13 protein-coding genes are annotated in these 16,084 nt (G+C 72.3%); 5 read left to right on the top strand and 8 right to left on the bottom strand.

The genetic code is table 11. The annotated features are described in order from the left end of the window. Window positions 1-5: 5 nt before the first annotated feature. The 8 genes from VN461_19235 to ychF all read right to left on the bottom strand — a co-directional run bounded on the left by VN461_19235 (window position 6) and on the right by ychF (window position 9,568). Window positions 6-1,091, bottom strand: a complete 1,086-nt coding sequence (locus VN461_19235) for a hypothetical protein (GenBank protein ID HXB56905.1) — start codon at window positions 1,089-1,091, stop codon at window positions 6-8. Next, a complete protein-coding gene (locus VN461_19230; protein HXB56904.1) occupies window positions 1,088-1,846 on the bottom strand; it encodes a polyprenol monophosphomannose synthase in 759 nt (252 codons plus the stop codon). The genes VN461_19235 and VN461_19230 overlap by 4 nt, the downstream gene beginning before the upstream one ends. Beyond that, window positions 1,843-2,964: a DegT/DnrJ/EryC1/StrS family aminotransferase gene (locus tag VN461_19225; GenBank protein ID HXB56903.1), complete on the bottom strand. Its 1,122-nt coding sequence runs from the start codon at window positions 2,962-2,964 to the stop codon at window positions 1,843-1,845. The genes VN461_19230 and VN461_19225 overlap by 4 nt, the downstream gene beginning before the upstream one ends. Continuing rightward, on the bottom strand, window positions 2,961-3,953 hold the full coding sequence (locus VN461_19220) for an NAD-dependent epimerase/dehydratase family protein (GenBank protein HXB56902.1): 993 nt from the start codon (window positions 3,951-3,953) through the stop codon (window positions 2,961-2,963). Before VN461_19220 ends, VN461_19225 begins: the two co-directional genes overlap by 4 nt. Continuing rightward, the gene (locus tag VN461_19215; GenBank protein ID HXB56901.1) at window positions 3,953-4,723 is read right to left on the bottom strand and encodes a glycosyltransferase family 2 protein; all 771 of its coding nucleotides are present in this window, start codon (window positions 4,721-4,723) and stop codon (window positions 3,953-3,955) included. The genes VN461_19220 and VN461_19215 overlap by 1 nt, the downstream gene beginning before the upstream one ends. An 82-nt stretch (window positions 4,724-4,805) precedes the next feature. Then, the gene (locus VN461_19210; GenBank protein HXB56900.1) at window positions 4,806-7,433 is read right to left on the bottom strand and encodes a YfhO family protein; all 2,628 of its coding nucleotides are present in this window, start codon (window positions 7,431-7,433) and stop codon (window positions 4,806-4,808) included. After that, a complete protein-coding gene (locus VN461_19205; protein ID HXB56899.1) occupies window positions 7,430-8,209 on the bottom strand; it encodes a hypothetical protein in 780 nt (259 codons plus the stop codon). The genes VN461_19210 and VN461_19205 overlap by 4 nt, the downstream gene beginning before the upstream one ends. Window positions 8,210-8,494: 285 nt before the next feature. Further along, window positions 8,495-9,568: a redox-regulated ATPase YchF gene (ychF, locus tag VN461_19200; GenBank protein HXB56898.1), complete on the bottom strand. Its 1,074-nt coding sequence runs from the start codon at window positions 9,566-9,568 to the stop codon at window positions 8,495-8,497. Between the two features lie 61 nt (window positions 9,569-9,629). On the opposite strand from ychF, the gene VN461_19195 reads away from it, so the two are divergent. From VN461_19195 to VN461_19175, 5 genes are read left to right on the top strand one after another with little or no spacing between them, the layout of a single operon-like run. Then, entirely contained in the window at window positions 9,630-11,174 is a 1,545-nt protein-coding gene (locus VN461_19195; protein HXB56897.1) for a VWA domain-containing protein, read from the top strand. 18 nt (window positions 11,175-11,192) lie between these two features. Continuing rightward, window positions 11,193-12,128 (top strand): PilZ domain-containing protein, encoded by a 936-nt coding sequence (locus VN461_19190; protein HXB56896.1) that lies wholly within the window; start codon window positions 11,193-11,195, stop codon window positions 12,126-12,128. Between the two features lies 1 nt (window position 12,129). Continuing rightward, a complete protein-coding gene (locus tag VN461_19185; protein ID HXB56895.1) occupies window positions 12,130-13,137 on the top strand; it encodes a glycosyltransferase in 1,008 nt (335 codons plus the stop codon). 48 nt (window positions 13,138-13,185) lie between these two features. Further along, the gene (locus VN461_19180) at window positions 13,186-15,228 is read left to right on the top strand and encodes a HEAT repeat domain-containing protein (protein HXB56894.1); all 2,043 of its coding nucleotides are present in this window, start codon (window positions 13,186-13,188) and stop codon (window positions 15,226-15,228) included. Next, window positions 15,213-16,082, top strand: a complete 870-nt coding sequence (locus VN461_19175; protein HXB56893.1) for an HAD family hydrolase — start codon at window positions 15,213-15,215, stop codon at window positions 16,080-16,082. Before VN461_19180 ends, VN461_19175 begins: the two co-directional genes overlap by 16 nt. Window positions 16,083-16,084 lie beyond the last annotated feature (2 nt).

The following is a 16,084-nucleotide window of genomic DNA, read 5'->3' as shown; positions in this document are numbered from 1 at the left end:
AGCTATCACGCCGCCCCCGCGGGCGCGCCGGCCGCAGCCCGCAGGCGGGCGAGGAGGCTCTCCCCCGTCTCCCCCGCCCGCGGCTCCACGGTAGGGACCGCGGCCGCGCGGCAGGCGAGGAGAAGGGGGCCGGGCGCCCTCCCCAGGCACACTACCGCGGGGCGGACGGCGCGCAGGACGGCGATCGCCTGTTCGAACCGGGAGACCGCGCGGGGGAGCCAGACGAGCATCAGCTCGGCCAGGTCGCGCCGGGCCAGGTCGGCGAAGGCAACCCCGCGGTGGCTGAAGGCATCGCCCAGGGCGGGGCTCCGGCGGAGCCGGCCCCAGGTCTCCCGCAAACGCCGGGAGACCGCCCGCACCTCCCGGAGCGCCGGGTAGTCCGCGAGGGAGGGTCGCGGGGTCCTTGCCCCCACCGTGACCGCGAAGGGGCAGAGAAGGGTATCCGCGCCGGCCGCGCGCGCGAGCGAGGCCTGCCCCTCATCGGCGGAAAGGAAGAGGAGGGCCACCGCCCGGCCGCCGCACGCGGGGGCAGGCGGACCCCCGGAGAACGACGCCCGGAGGGAGCGGGCGAGTGTGGCCAGGGCCTGCACCCGGCCCCGGAACGCGGCCCCCCCGCCCGCCCCAAAGGGCCGGGGCTGGGGGCCGTGGTAGAGGATCCCGCGCCGCGTGCAGGCCCGGCCGAGGAGCAGCGCGGTCGGCCCCTTGAGGCCCACCGCCTCCACCTCGTCGGGCGTCTCCTGTTCCAGAAGGAGCTCGACGGTCTCGATGAGGCGCACGTAGTCCCCGAGCCTTGGGGACGCGCGCCAGAAGTCATCGAGGAGGTCGGCCAGGCTCAGTCCCTTCCATTCCAGAAGCTCGCGGAAACTCCGCCCGTCCACGAGGGGGATGCGGGGCCAGGCCCGGCTCCACCGCAGGGCCGCCCGCTCCACCCCCTCCGCCTGGGCGGGGGCGAGGTCGGCGGTCCGGAAGGGAATGGACGCGGCGTCCAGCGCGCCCCGCTTCTCGCCCCAGAGCACGAAGACCGCCCCTTCCCGGTGATGGCGCCGGGCCCGGTCGGGGGATCCCCCTCCCCAGAATACGAGGGTCTTCACGTCCAGAGGCGGTCGGGGGCCGGCCGCTTCCGGGGCCGGAAGCCGTAGCGGAAACGCAGGAGAGCGAAGTTGGCGAGGGCCATGTAGATCTCCTGGCCGGTCAGCTTCGAGGCTTCCCGCGCCCGGTTCTTGAAGTGGATGGGCACTTCGCCCAGCCGGAACCCGTGGATCCAGGCCTGGTAGGCCATCTCCCCGTGGACCACGTAGCCCTTGATCTTGATGCGGTCGAAGTCCGTGGCCTCCAGGACCTCGCGACGATAGGCGCGGTATCCGCTGGTGGTGTCCCGAACGGGGACGCCGGCCACGAGCGCGATGTACTTGTTGGCGAGCCAGGAGAGGACGGCCCGCGCGAGGCCCCATTCCGACGTTCCCCCCCCCGGGACGTAGCGGGAGCCGATGACCATGTCGCAGGCCTCGAGCCTCTCCAGAAACTTGGGAATCTCCCGGGGATGATGGGAAAAATCGGCGTCCATCTCGAAGAGGATCCGGTAGCGGCGGGGATCGGCCAGGCCCCGCTTGAAGGCCGCGATCACGGCCGCACCCCGTCCCCCCTTCTCCCTGCGCTCGAGGAGCTCCACCCGCCCGGGGAACTCGGCCCCCGCGGCGCGGACGGCCTCCCCGGTGCCGTCGGGGCTGCCGTCGTCGGCCACCCAGACGTCGATCTCCTCCCCCTGGGCGAGGAGTTCGCGGATGAGCGGGCCCACGTTTTCCCGCTCGTTGTAGGTGGGGACCACGACCAGGATCCGGCCCCTCACCCCGCACCGACCGTGGGGTGGGCGGTGGCCTCGCGCACGGCCGCCGCCACCGCCTGGGCTTGGGCGTCGCTGAGCTCGGGGTAGAGGGGCAGGGAGAGGATCTCCCGGGCCGCTCTCTCCGCCACCGGAAAGTCGCCCTCCCGTCCACCCAGGTCGGAGAAAGCGGGCTGGAGATGGAGGGGGATGGGATAGTGGATGAGGGTGCCCACCCCGCGCTCCTTAAGGGACGCGGCCAGGGCGTCGCGCCGAGGATGGCGGACCACGTAGAGATGATAGACCGCGTGCGCGTAGGGCTGCTCGCGGGGCAGGGTCACCCCCGCGCCCTGAAGCGCGGAAGAGTAGAGGGCGGCCAGGGCCCGCCGCCTCGTTGTCCAGGCCGGAAGGTGGCGGAGCCCGACCCTCAGGATCGCGGCCTGCATTTCGTCCAAGCGGCTGTTGGCGCCCAGCGTCTCGTGCCGGTAGCGGTCGCTCTGGCCGCCGTTGCGCAAGCGGCGGAGGCGGTCCCTTAGTGATCGGTCCGCCACGAGCAGGGCCCCCCCATCGCCGAGCGCGCCCAGGTTTTTGGTGGGATAGAAGGAGAGGGCCCCCAGCCCCCCCAGGGTGCCCACCGGCCGGCCCTTGTAGAGAGCCCCGTGCGCTTGGCAGGCGTCCTCCAGGACGTGGAGGCGGCGGTCGCGGGCCAGGGCCAGGATGGGGTCCATGTCCGCGGGATGGCCGTAGAGATGGACGGGCACGATGGCCTTGGTCCTCGGCGTCACCGCCCGCTCCGTGGCCTCGGGGGAGATGTTGAGGGTCAGGGGGTCGAGGTCGGCGAAGACGGGCCGAGCACCCGCGGCCACGATGGCCAGAGCGGTGAAGGCGGCGGAGAGGGGCGAGGTCACGACCTCGTCCCCCGCCCCCACCCCCAGGGCGGCCAGGCCCAGGTGGAGGGCGTCGGTGCCGCTGGCCACCCCCACCGCGTGCTCGGCCCCGAGCGCTCGGGCCAGCTCCTCCTCCAGGGCCTCCCCCTCCGGCCCCAGGATGAACCGGCCGGAGTCGAGCACCCGGGCCAGGGCGCCGTCCAACTCCCCCCGCAGGGCGGCCACCCGCGCCTTCAGGTCCACGAAGGGGACGGTCAAAGGTAATGCTCCTTGTGCGCGCGGTAGAAGGCGATGCTGTCCGCGAGCCCCTGGCGGAGCGCCACCCGCGGCTCCCAGCCCAGCAGCTTCCGGATCTTGGTGGTGTCCGCGTAGAAGTCGCCGATGTCGATCCTTTTCCGCTCGGGGGGAAAGGGGGTGAGGATGAAGGACCCCGCGCCCGCCACCTCGATCATGAGCTTCACCAAGTCCAAGAGCGCGACGGGGGGGGACGAGCCCAGGTTCAGAACCTGCCCGTCGGCCGCGTCCATGGCCCCCGCGCGGAGGAAGGCGTCTACCACGTCGTCCACGTGGTTGAAGTCGCGCTTCTGGCGCCCGTCGCCGAAGATCTGGATCTGCTCGCCCAAGGCGGCCTGGCGGATGAACCAGCCGATGAAGCCCTGTCGGTTGTGCTTGATGAGCTGCCGGGGGCCGTAGGTGTTGGTGAGGCGCAGGGAGGAGGCCCGGATGCCGTAAACCGAGTGGTAGACGAGGTGGTAGAACTCCCCCGAGATCTTGTTGATCCCGTTCACGTCCACCGGGTTCAGGAGGTGGCTCTCGTCCACGGGCAGCCGCATCGGCTTGCCGTAGACCTGGCGGGTGCCCGCGTAGACGATCTTCACCCCGGGGTTGCTCTTGCGGACCGACTCCAGGATCGAGAGCTGGCTCCGGCAGTTGATCTCCAGGTCCGTGAAGGGGTCGTTCATGGAATCCAGATGGCTCACTTGCCCGGCCAGGTTGAAGAGCACCTCCTGGTCCCGCACCAGGTACTCCATGCCGTGGCCGCGCACGTCGGCGATGTTGATGCGCACCCGCTGCTCGTAGCCGGCGAGGTTGAAAAGGTTCCCGCCGTAGTCGGGGAGCAGGCTGTCCACGGCCAGGACCTCCGCCCCCAGGTCGGCCAGGGCCCGGCAGAGATTGCTGCCGATGAAGCCGAGACCGCCCGTGACGAGGACTCTCCGGCCCCGGTAGAAGTCCCGGTGGTCCGCCATCAGCGCTCTTTGGGGTCGGGGGCGGGCTCGCGGACGGGAGCGGGGGCCTCCTTCAGGTGGTCGCGGCGCACCACGAGCTCCCACCAGAGCCGGGTCAGATCCACCAGGGTGCGGGCCACGCGCGGGAAGTTGAAGAACTGGCTCTTCCCGTACGTGCGGTGGTAGTGGTGGACGGGCACCTCGGCCAGGCGGAAGCCGTGGTCCTGCACCTTCTTCATGAGCTCGACGCAGATAACGCCGGAGGAGCGGGTGAGCTCCACCTTGCGGAAGACCTCCCGCCGCATCAGGCGGAAGTCGCAGTCCACGTCCCGGAGCCTGAGTCCGAAGGCGAGCTTCACGAACCAGTGGTAGATCTTTCCGATGATGAACCGGTGCAGGGGGTCATGCCGCCAGATCTTGTATCCGTTCACGAAGTCCACCCCCGGCAGGAGGGCGGCATGGAGCTTCACCATCTCCCGGGGGTCGTACTGCGCGTCCCCGTCTGTGTAGAAGATGAGCTCCTTCGAAGCGGTGCGGAAGCCGGTGCGCAGAGCGCCCCCGTAGCCCCGGTTCTTGTCGTGATGCACCACCTTGAGCCAGGGGAAATGCCGCGTCATCTCGTCCAGGATCTGGCCGGTGTGGTCGGGGCTCCCGTCGTCGACCACGATCACCTCGTGATCGTCGGTGAGGGTGCGGGCCGTCATGTGGGCGACGAGGGCGAGGCTGGCGATGGTGCCGGCGTCGTTGTAAGCCGGGAAGAAGATGGACAGGCTGGGTCGGGACGCAGTCAAGCGGGGATGCTCCAGCCGGCGGCGGGTCGCGACGCCCGCGCGCCGGAGAATGGGCGACCGTAGCACGCGTGCTCGCGGAGGGTCAAATGCGCCACCCGCGGCGGGCCAGAAGGAGGCCCACCGCACCAAGAGCGGCCAGCAGCGTCCCCGCCATGAGTCCGCGCGCGTGATGGCGGAGCACGATCCGGTGCGTCCCCGCCGACAGCACTACCCCCATGTGGGTGCCGTTGACCCGGAGGATCCGGGCTCCCACCCCGTCCACTTCTGCCGACCACCCGGGGTCCCATCCTTCCGTGATGACCAGGACGCCGGCCCCCTCCGCGCGCACCTCGAGGCGGGTCCCCACCGCCCGCACCACCTCCGCCCGCATCGTGCGGCGGCCCTCCTCGGGCACAACCACCCCCTGCGCGTCCGCCAGCGTGATCAGGGCTTCCCGGCGCGAGTCGATGCCGGCGCGGGTCGGTGCGCGCAGGGCGCTGAGCAGCGCCTCCTCCTCGGGGAAGCGGCGGAGGCCGTCCACCACCCGGGCGGGGCCGAGGCCGCGCAGCACCTGGTAGAGCTTGACGAGGGGCGTGGCCGCGGCCTCGCGGAGCCGGACGGTGTCGCTCAGGTAGGCCCCGGTAACGGAGACCGCAACCGCGCGCCCTTTGACCGCGTCGAAGACCCCCAGTCGTCCGAGGGAAAGCCGCCAGGGGCCGGGGAGGGTTCGGATGCGGACCCCGTCCAAGAGATAGCGGGCGGGGAGCATGAGGATGGCCTTGTAGTGATGGCCCTCAAAGCCGCCCTCCGGGCCGGGGAAGCTCTCCAGGACCCGCGCGCGCTGGTGGCGCACGCGCGGGAGCACGTCCGGCCGGTCGTAAGCCCACTCCGCGGTATCGACCCCCGCCCGGAAGGAGAGCGCTACCTCGCGTCCGGTGGCCAGCCGCACGAGCACCTCCGCGACCGGCGTCTCCTGGGGCACCTCGACCGCGTAGGAGAGCCAAGAGGAGAGGCGGACCTCGGTGGCGCGGGTGAGGGGAAGGGGAAAGAAGCGGGGGCGCTCCGGCTCCAGGGGGAGGTCGACGAGATCGCCGAGCCCCTCGGGATCCGCGGTCGTGGTGAGAGCGGAGGAGGGCACCTCCACCCAGCGGACACCCAGGAGCTCGAGGCGCCCGGGGTCGGTGCGGAAGAAGCCGGCGGGCAGGGCCCCCCCTGCGTCCATCCCGTCGAAGACCGAGAGCCGCAGCCGGGGGACGAGCGGGTCGTAGCCGTTGGCGTTCCGGCGTCCCGCGAGCGCGCCCAGGTTGGCGTAGGCGAGGTCGCTGGCCTCCTCCCGCGGCCACTCCCGGACGAGGGCCAGGATCCGCTCCTCCGGCCGTCCCGCCATGGCCCGGTCGATGGCCTCGCGGGTGGGCGTGCCGCGCAGGAGGTCTCCTTGGGTGGGCGCTCCCGCCCAGGCCTCGCGGCCGTGGGGCTGGAGGAGGAAGGACACGCTGAGGGGCAGCAGCCAGAGGTAGGCCTTCACGGGGTTGGGTGACTCCGCGAGGGTGAAATAAAGGATGAGGGCCAGAGCGAGAACGCCCACCGCGCCGGCCAGGGTCTGGGGCAGGGGACCGACCACGGCCGCCGCCACGGAGAGGGCGGCGGCGGAGGCCAGGGCGGCGAGCAGGAAGTGGGCCCGCATCCGCCGGCCCAGCCCCTCCCGCCGCGCCACCCATTGGGTGGAGAGAGAGAGGCCGGCCAGGACCGCGAGTGCGAGGTCGAAGACGAGGGCGGCCGCTCCCGGCGCGGAGAGGGATTCCCGACTTCCCTGAAGGGCGAGGCATGCCGCGAGGGCGAGGCCCAGCACGCGGACGCTGGGCCGGGCGAGGGCGAGGGGCAGGGCGGCCAGGGCCAGCGCGGGGGCGGGGGTGTGGGACACGTAGCGGAGCACGAAGCCGGTCACCCCCGGCAGGACGCCGACTTCCGCCGTGGCCAGCCCGGTCGGGGGGGGGCCGGCCTCGCGGGCGGCCATGAGGGTGGGCAGGAGCTGGGGGGCGGCCAGGAGGACGCCCGAGAGAAGGGCGAGCCCGCTGGCCCGCAAGGAGGGGCCGGGAACGCCGCGGGCAAAAACGTGGCCCACCACCAGGCGGCCGAGGAGGAGAGCCCCTCCCGCGCGGGCCGCCTCCGGCGAGCCGGCGAGGAGGAGCAAGGCCACCGCCGCGGCGAGGCGGATCGCGCGGCCCGCGTCCGCCATGTGTGCCTCCGCGGCCAGCAAGACCAGGAGGAGCGGGGGAGCCGCGACGATGGTGGCGGTGTCGCCCAGGTGCCCGACGAGGTAGGGGCCGAGGGCGAAGGCGAGCGCGGAAACATACGCCCCCGCCCGCTCTCCGCCCAGGCGTCGCACGTAGAGGAAGGTCAGGACAGAGGCCGCGGAGAGCGACAAGAGAACGAGCACCTGAAAGGCGGTGAAGGGAGGGAGGAGGAAGAGGAGGGCCATGGGCGGGTAGAAGGCCCCTGGCCGATAGGAGGAGAGCAGGGGCGTGCCGGAGAAGATCCCGGAGTTCCAGGAGGGGACCTCGCCGCGGTCATAGGCCCGCCAGACCTCGGTCCGGAGCGGGTAGTGCAGGGCCGCCCCATCGCCCGGACCCAAGAGCCGCCCCTGCGTCCAGGCCGGGGCGTAGGCCAGGAGCGGGAAGAGGGCCAGGAGGGCGAGGAGCAGGACGTCGCGCCGTCCCCATCCCTCCCTCAACGCCTTCGCTCCACGGCCGCGCGCCACGCGGAATAGAAGCGGAACTGCTCGAGGTTCTCCAGGATCGGGGGGGGCTCCTTCTCGCGCGGGGGGTTTAGCGCGCGGGCCGCGACCTCCCTCTCCGCGGGCGCGGCCAGGCTCAAGGCCGGGGGCTCCTGGCGGAAGGCCTCGTCGCGGGGGGCCTCGGGGGCGATGGCCTCGACCCAAGCGTTCAGCTCCAGCAGCGAGGACCCCGCCGTGGGCGCGCGTCCGAACTCAAAGTTCGCGGGGTCCAGCTCGAGCGGCCGCGGCTCGCCCCGAAGGTGGAGGTGGATCCGGTGGCCCTCCTCGGGCCGGGCGGCCGAGACCCGCCTGTGGGTGGGAAGCGCCTGGTACTCGCGGGCGATCGGGCCCCGAACCACCAGGAGGACCTGGCCGGGGGAGACCCGCAGGGCTCCCCCTTCGGCCCGCAGGCTCAGCCCGTCCGCATCCTGCGTGCCGCCCTTGGCCAGGAGGGGCCGCACGTGGGCCTCCGCCTCCGGCACCTCAATCACGAAGAGCCCGGCCCCCCGCAGCCGGTCCGTTTCCGTGGACGCGGCTTCCCTAAAGGCGATGCGGTGGAGCTGGTAGCCTCCACGCCGCACGCGCCGGGCCGCCTCGGCGGGGAGCAAGCCGAGGGCCGGGGCCAGCGTCTCCGCGGTGACCCTCGAGAGGTCGAGCACGAGGAGCAGGCGCTCGGGGGCGGGAACGGCGGGAGCGGGTGTCGGGGCCGCGGCGGCCAGGAGGTCGGCGGGCACGGCCGCCCCGCAGTAGAGGCATCGCGGCCGCACCCGGCTGAGGGGGCGATGACAGGCGGGACAGTCCATCAGCGCCCACGCCCGGAAAAGGAAATCGAAGGAATCGGCGTCAACGGCGTGCCGTTCACGGCTCTCGCGGCGTACGCCAGGGCGTCGGCGGGGCTCTGGCCGCCCGCCGCGCGTCTACGTCCGGCCCTCCTGGCCGTAGCGGCCGTCATGTGTGCGAGTCAGGGTGCCACGCACCCCCTTTGGACTCCAAATCGGGTCCCGCCGCTTTTGGCCGCTTCAGACATTGAACCGGAAATTGATGACGTCGCCGTCCTGGACCTCGTAGTCCTTCCCCTCCAGGCGCAGCGTCCCCTTTTCCCGGCAGGCGGCGAGGGAGCCCGCGCTCATGAGGTCCGTGAAAGCCACCACCTCCGCCCGGATGAAGCCGCGCTCGATGTCGGAGTGGATGGTTCCCGCCGCCACCTGCGCGCGGGTCCCGCGGCGGATGGTCCAGGCCCGGCACTCGTCGTCCCCCGCGGTCAGGAAGGAGATGAGCCCGAGCAGCGCGTAGGATGTCTGGATCACCCGGTCCAAGCCGGGCTCGCTGAGGCCGAGGTCTTCCCGGAAGGCGCGGGCGTCCTCGGGGGAGAGCAGGCCCATCTCGGCCTCGATGGGGGCGGAGACGGGGCAGAGGGCGAGGCCGGGGCGGGCCGCTAAGTTGACGAGGCCGGAGCTCTCGAGAAAGGCTGCCGCCCCCCGGATCCCGTCTTCCCCCAGGTTCACCACCAGGAGGACAGGCTTCTCGGAGAGGAAGGAGTAGCTGCGCAGGCGTCGGCGCTCGTCCTCCTCCAGCACCAGCTCGCGCAGCGGCCGCTCCCCCTCCAGCCAGTCCTTCATCTTAATGAAGACGGCGCGTTCGGCCACGTCCTCGGGCTTCTTGGCCTTCTTGATGTTCCCCTCCAGGCGCTCGAGGCGTCGCTCCACGGCGCCGAGGTCGGCCAGGATCAGCTCCAGCTCCAGCATCTTGGCGTCGCGGAGGGGGTCGACGGAGCCGTCGGGGTGGGCAACGGTCTCGGACGCGAAGGCGCGCACCACGTGCAGGAGGGCATCCACCCCCCGCAAGGCGGGGAGGTCAACGAGGGCGGCGCCCTCCCCCTTGGCCACTCCGGGCACGTCCACGTACTCCACGGTGGCCCAAGTGCTCTTCTTGGGCTTGTACATCTCGGCCAGGGCATGGACGCGGGGGTCAGGGACGCGGGCGATCCCCACCCGGGCCTCGGGTCGTCCCGCGGCGGGAGCGGCCGCTCCCGTAAGGAGCTGGAAGAGGGTGCTCTTGCCGACGGAGGAAAGTCCGATGATTCCCGCTTTCATGTCTGGGGATTATACCGATCGAAGGCGGCCACGACGGGCGTAGTAGAATGCGGGCCGGAGTATGGACGCCCTGCCTCTCCTCGGCCTGCTGCTGATGGCCGCGAGCCCGAGCCCCAAGATGACGCCCTCCGCGGCCGCTCCCGCTCCCGAGGGGCCCCTCATCCTATTCCTCATCGACAACTCCGCCTCCCTGCCCCCCCTCGATCCCGACGAGAAGCGGGTGGCGGCGCTGGAGAAGATGTTCACCTTCCTCAAAGGGCAGCGCTACCGCATGATCCTCTTCGGCGGTCGGCACGAGATCTTCGTGGACGACGTCACCAAGTACCGCAACAACGGGCAATGGACGGACTTCTACTTCGCATTCGCCAGGGCCCGGGAGCTCATCCGGGAGTACCCCCCGAGCACCGACTTTCGCATCATCCTGCTCACCGACGCCCTCCTGGACCCGAGCGCGCAGGACTGGGAGGACATGGGGGTCCCCAAGGGCGAGGACCTAAAAGCCTTCGTGGCCAAGAAGCTCCTGGGCTTGATCGGGGAGATGAAGGTCCCCCTCTACGTGATCCTGGTGGGGGAGGCGGCCAAGGAAGGGGAGGCCCCCGGCGCGCGGGAGCCGGCCCCGGGGCTGGTCCTGGATATGGTGCGCGCCGCCAACGGCGTCAAGGCCACGCCCATGGCCCAGAGCCTGGCCTCCTTCTTCGGCGACGACGGCGTCCTCTTGAAGAAGTTCGTCTTTCGGGTGGCCCCCCACGAGGGCCTCAGGAAGATCGAGCCCGTGGTGCGGCGGATCGTGGCCCCTCCCCGCGCGGGGGTGGAGCTGCGCTTCCTCGGTTTCCTCGTTCTCCCCCTCGTCCTCTTCCTGGTGCTGCTCCTGGGCGTGCTGGTGCGCTCGTTCCCCGGCCCGGGGGACGTCGAGATCGTGGAGATGAAGCTCGGGGTCCCCGTCCACATCGCGGTCGACCGTCTGCACAAGGTGGAGGCCGGGGGGTGGGGCTCCACGGGTCTGTCCCTCCTGGGCGACGCGAAGGAGGCGGCCGCCTCCCTCACCTACCAGCCCCCGGGCCAGGACCTGACGGGACAGGGCCTCGACCTGAGCGTGGCGGACGGAACGACCCAGCACCTGCTCTCCTTCAGCATCGACGATCTGAAGAAGGCCCTCGAAACCTACGCCGACCAGGGCTCTAAAGAGGAAAGGATCTACGCCCTGAACCTCGACTACATGGCCAAGAACATGACGGGGGCGGACGCGGAGCGCCTCCTGACCGCGGCCCCCGCCGACCGACGCCGGATGTCGGCGGTGGACTTCCTGCGTGCCAAGGCCCATCTCATCACCAACGACACCCTGCGCCGGAAGCTCACCGAGCCTCGGGCCTACCTCCAGGGCTACGGGAAGGATGCGCGTCGCGTGGAGCTGTTGCCGGGAGCGTTGGCGCGGGTCGGGCGCTACGGCTTCGTGGTCAAGGATGTGGCTCGGGGTGGGCGCAAGGACGCCCGCCTCGTCCTCTACTACGACCACGTCCCCTCCCTGCTCGGCCTCAAGTCGATCCTGCCCGACGCCTTCCAGCGGGCCTTCCGCCTCCGCCGCAGTAGCCAGCGCATCGTGACCTGACCCTCTCCGCCCTATGCCATGACGCCTCCCATCCTCGCGGCCGGACTCGACAGCCGCAGCCTCGTCCTCGAGGTCCCCGTGCTGCTGCGCAACGGCGAGGCCCTGGAGGAGAAGGCCTCCGCCCGCGAGCTCATCGACGACCTGGGCCGCGGGGGCGCCCGGCTGGTGATGCTCGGTCCGCTCCTGCCCGACCTCCCCCTCCCCGAGGTCATCCGGCGGATCCGCGCCCTGCCCCTGACGCGCCACGTGTCCGTGCTGGTCCTCCTCCCCGCGGGTGAGCCCCTGGAGCTGGACGAGATCGTGTCCGCGGCGGGCGCGAACGCGGTGCTGCGGCGGCCCCTGGAGCCGGCGCGGCTGGAGTCTTGGATCGCGAAGCTCTTGGCCGTCCCCCGCCGGGTGCAGGCTCGGGTGCCGGTGCACGGCCAGGTCGTGGGCACCCCCCGCACCTCGAACACCGGCCACTTCTACGGCCTCAGCTACAACCTCAGCGTCCACGGCATGCTGATCGCGAGCCCGGTACGGCTGGCGGAGTCCCCGGACCTGGACCTCGAGTTCCAGCTCCCCGACGGCATGAGCCGCGTGCGCGCCCTCGGCCGCGTGGTGAGGGAGGCGGGGGAGGTGGCCTGGCCCTACCTGGGCTACGGCCTCGAGTTCCTCTTCGTGCCCCCCGACAGCCTGGCCGCCATTGACGCCCTAGTGTCGAAGGTGGCCAGCCTGAGCGCGCTCACCCCCGAAGGCCCGGCCGCGCGCATCCGGGCCACCCTCCGCCACCGGATCTGGATCTACGAGATCCTCGAGCCCGTGCGCTACGCGGCTGGCTACCTGGTGGAGATACGCCGAGGTCCGCGCGAGGGATGGCGGCCGGGCCTCTCCGGCCCCTTCTACGTGGTGGAGGGGAGCTCGCCGGAGGTCGCCCTCCTCTCGGCCCGCGACTTCGTGGGTCGCCAAGCCTGAGATGCCGCGGGTCAGTGTGCTCCTCCCCGTGCGCGACGCCCTCCCCACCCTCGCGGACTGCCTGCGCTCCCTGGGCGCGCAGACCCTGGAGGACCACGAGGTGGTGGCGGTGGATGACGGCTCCCGGGACGGGAGCGCGGAGCGGCTGGAGGCGCACGCCCGCACCGACCCGCGCCTGCGCGTGGTACGGACGGAAGCCCGGGGACTGGTGGCCGCCCTCAATACCGCCCTCGGGGAGGCGCGCGCTCCCCTCGTGGCCCGCATGGACGCCGACGACCTGGCCCACCGGGAGCGGCTCGAGCGCCAGGTAGCGCGGCTCTCCGCGGACCCCGGCGTCGACGTCCTGGGCTGCCGGGTGAGCTTGCTCGCGGAACGAGGGGCGCGCAACCACGGCATGCGCGCCTACGTGGCCTGGCTCAACTCCCTCCTCGACCACGAGGCCATCACGCGCGACCTCTTCGTGGAGTCCCCCCTCGCCCATCCCAGCGTGATGATGCGGACCACGGCCCTCCTCGCCCTGGGCGGCTACCGCGCCTTCGACGGCCCCGAAGACTACGATCTTTGGCTGCGCGCGCACGCGGCGGGTCTCCGCTTCGCCAAGCTCGCAAAGACCCTGCTCCTCTGGCGGGATCGCCCGGATCGGCTCAGCCGTACCGATCCCCGCTACGCGTCCGACCGCTTCTTGGACCTGAAGCTTGAGGCCCTCGCGCGCGGGCCCCTGGCCGGGCGCCGAGGGGTCGTGATCTGGGGGGCGGGGCCGGTGGGGAAGGGCTGGTCCCGCGCCCTCGCTCGCCACGGCCACCAGGTGGCGGCCTTTGTGGAGGTGGACCCCCGGAAGATCGGGGGGTCAATCCACGGGGCCCCCGTGGTCTCGGTAGAGGCGGCGGCGGCGTTCCGGGGACCCCTCCATCTGGCCGCGGTGGGGCAGGCGGGGGCGCGGGCGCGCATCCGCGAGGAGGCGCGTCGGCGGGGCCTCCAGGAAGGACGGGACCTCCTGGCCGTGGCCTGAGCCCCCTACGCGGCCCCTAAGAGCGCGCTTGCTATAATCGACCTCTCCATGCCCGCGCTTTCCTTCCCGCGCCGCGCCGCCTTCCTGTTTCTCCTGACCGCGCCGGTCCTTTTGGCGGTCGCTCCCCCGCCACGCCGCCGCCCGGAGAAACTCACGCGGATCCTTGCCCTCGAGGACACGCGGAGCACGGGGGGGGGTGAGCTGGACCGCTACCTGCGCGATCCTGACCGGAGCCTGCGCCGGCGAGCCGCCCTCGCCGCGGGGCGCGTTGCCGACCCCGCGCTCGTGCCCACCCTCGTGGACCTCATGAACGATCCCGAGCCCGAGGTGCGGCAGGTGTCCGCATTCGCGATGGGCCTCATCGGGGAGACCTCGGCGGTGGACCGGCTGGTCGCCTCCCTCGCCGACTCGGACCCCGTGGTGCGGGGCCGCGCCGCGGAGGCGCTGGGTCGGATCGGCGATGCGCGCGCGGCGGGGGAGGTGGCCAAGCTCGTGCTGGCCGCGGTGCCCAAGGGCGCCGGCCTCGTGACCGTGCGCGGCGATGACCCGGGCAGCCCCGCCGATCCCTGGCTAGAGCTGCGCCTGGGACTCCTAGCCCTGGCCCGCCTCAAGGACGCACGAGCCGTGGAGACCGCCCTCCTCGCCGGGGGTCGGCCACGCTTCGACTGGTGGGCGGCCACCTACGTCGCCATGCGCGTCGAGCTGCCGTCCCTTCGCCCGGTGCTGGTCGCTTCCGCCTCCTCCGGCGATCCCCTGAGCCGGGCCCTGGCCGCGCGCGGCCTAGGGGCCCTCAAGGACGCCAGTGCGGTCGAGATCCTGGCCAGCCTCAGCCGCGACAAGGATGAGAGGGTGGTGGTCTCCGCCCTCCGCGGCCTGGCCACCATCGGCGACGCCAAGGGGGTTCCCGCCGTGGCCGCTGCCCTCGCCACCGCCCCGCTCATCATCAAGCGCGAGGCGCTGAAGGCGCTGGCCCTGCTCCCCCCGGACCCCGCTCTGGGCTCGAAGATCGTGCCCTACGTCGGGGCCCGGGAGGCGTGGATCCGGGCCGCCGCCCTGCCCGCCCTCGCCCGCACCGACCGCGAGGAGTTCGCCCTCGTCCTCTCCGGCCTCGACCCCGACCCGGACTGGATAGTGCGGGCCGCCCTCGCCTCCGCTCTGGGGGAGGCGGGGGACGAGGCCAGTCTGGTCACTCTCCTGGGGATGCTCAAAGACGAGGACACGCGCGTCCTCCCATCGGTGCTCGAGGCCCTCCGCAAGGCCCGAGGCAACGACGCCGTGGACACCCTACGCCGCCACCTCGAGCATCCGGACTTCGCGGTGCGGGCGGCGGCCGCGGAGGGCCTGGCCGCGCTCAAGGCTCCTGGCCAATCCGCGGCCCTCCTCGCCGCTTACCGCCGGTCCCTGGAGGACGCCGACCTCGACGCCCGGCTGGGCCAGGTGGCGGCCTTGGCCGTGCAGAAAGACGAGGCCGCCCACGCCACCCTCCTCGAGATCGCGAAGAGCGATCCCGCGCGGCCGGTGCGCGCCCAGGCCGCCGCCGCCCTCAAGGCTCGGGGGGACGCCTCTCCGCCCCCGCCCGGCGCGGAGAGCGTGGAGCGCCCCCCCCTGGACTACCGGCTGGCCATGGCTCCCTACGAACCCGTCCCCAGCCTCCCGCTCTTCACCCCGCGGGCCTTCATCCACACGGCCTACGGCGCCATCGAGATCCACCTCGACACCGTGGAAGCCCCCCTGACGTGCGCCTCCTTCATAGCCCTCGCCCGCCGTGGCTTCTACAACGGCCTCTCCTTCCACCGCGTAGAGCCAAACTTCGTGATCCAGGGCGGCTGCCCGCGCGGCGATGGAAACGGCGGGCCCGGCTACACGCTCCGGGACGAGATCGGCGAGCGGCCCTACGGGCGGGGGGCGGTGGGCATGGCCCTCTCCGGAAAGGATACGGGGGGGAGCCAGTTCTTCATCACGCACTCCCCGCAGCCGCACCTGGACGGGGGCTACACCCTCTTCGGGCAGGTGGTGAGCGGGATGGAGGTGGTGGACAAGATCCGCCCCGGCGACGTGATCGAGCGGATCGAGATCTGGGGCGGCCGCTGAGGGGAGCTCGCTTCCGGCTCCTCGCCCTCGACATCGACGGGACCCTGCTCACGAGCGAGAAGGGCCTGTCGCCCCGCACGCGCGCGGCGGTCGGGGCGGCGCGGGCGGCGGGCGTGCATCTCGTCCTGGTCACGGGCCGGCGCTATCCCTCCGCGCGGCGCGTGGCGGAGGACTTGGGGGGCGAGATCCCGCTCGTGCTACACAACGGGGCCCTGGTCATCGAGCGGGGGGCCGTGATCCGCTGCCGGCCGCTGCGTCGGGAGGCCGCGCTCCGGGCCGTCCATTACGGCCACGATCACGGCGCGACCCCCGTGGTCCACTGCGGCCTCGACGGCGAGGGGCAGCTGCTCGTGCAGAGCTCGGCGCGCGGGAGCACGCTCGTGGCCTACTACCTGGACCGATCCTCTCCCGACGTGTCCACGGTCCAAGACCTCGCGGCCGCGCTCCCGGAGGCTCCCATCCAGGTCATGTTCGGGGGCCCCCAGGCGGAGATGGACGCTCTTCGGCCCGGACTGGAGTCGGTCCTGGGGGAGGAGGCCAAGGTCGTGCGCACCGTCTATCCCCAGAGCGGAGTGGGCCTCCTGGACGTGCTCCAGGGCTCGGTGGGGAAGGGCGAGGCGCTCGCCTTCCTGCAGGAGCGGTGGGGGCTCAGGGCCGAGGAGACCCTGGCCATCGGCGACAACTGGAACGACCACGAGATGCTGGAGGGGGCGGGGCTCGGCCTCATCATGGGCAACGCCGATCCCGAGCTCAGGCGCCTGGGTCTGCCCGTCCTCCCCACCAACGACGAGGACGGCGTGGCGGTGGCCATCGAAACCCACATCCTATCCGGGGCCGGCGCCGCCTCTTCGTGAAC

The organism is Vicinamibacteria bacterium (assembly GCA_035570235.1).
In the GTDB taxonomy this organism is placed as follows: Bacteria; Acidobacteriota; Vicinamibacteria; order Fen-336; family Fen-336; genus DATMML01.
Note: the sequence above shows the minus strand (reverse complement) of the source record. Positions and strands in the feature narration are given on the sequence as shown.

What these genes read in the sequence shown, in the direction of transcription:
- VN461_19220 (HXB56902.1), bottom strand. Translation starts at nt 3,953, where the DNA reads ATGGCGGACCACCGGGACTTCTACCGGGGCCGGAGAGTCCTCGTCACG.
- ychF (HXB56898.1), bottom strand. Translation starts at nt 9,568, where the DNA reads ATGAAAGCGGGAATCATCGGACTTTCCTCCGTCGGCAAGAGCACCCTC.
- VN461_19195 (HXB56897.1), top strand. Translation starts at nt 9,630, where the DNA reads ATGGACGCCCTGCCTCTCCTCGGCCTGCTGCTGATGGCCGCGAGCCCG.
- VN461_19190 (HXB56896.1), top strand. Translation starts at nt 11,193, where the DNA reads ATGACGCCTCCCATCCTCGCGGCCGGACTCGACAGCCGCAGCCTCGTC.
- VN461_19185 (HXB56895.1), top strand. Translation starts at nt 12,130, where the DNA reads ATGCCGCGGGTCAGTGTGCTCCTCCCCGTGCGCGACGCCCTCCCCACC.
- VN461_19180 (HXB56894.1), top strand. Translation starts at nt 13,186, where the DNA reads ATGCCCGCGCTTTCCTTCCCGCGCCGCGCCGCCTTCCTGTTTCTCCTG.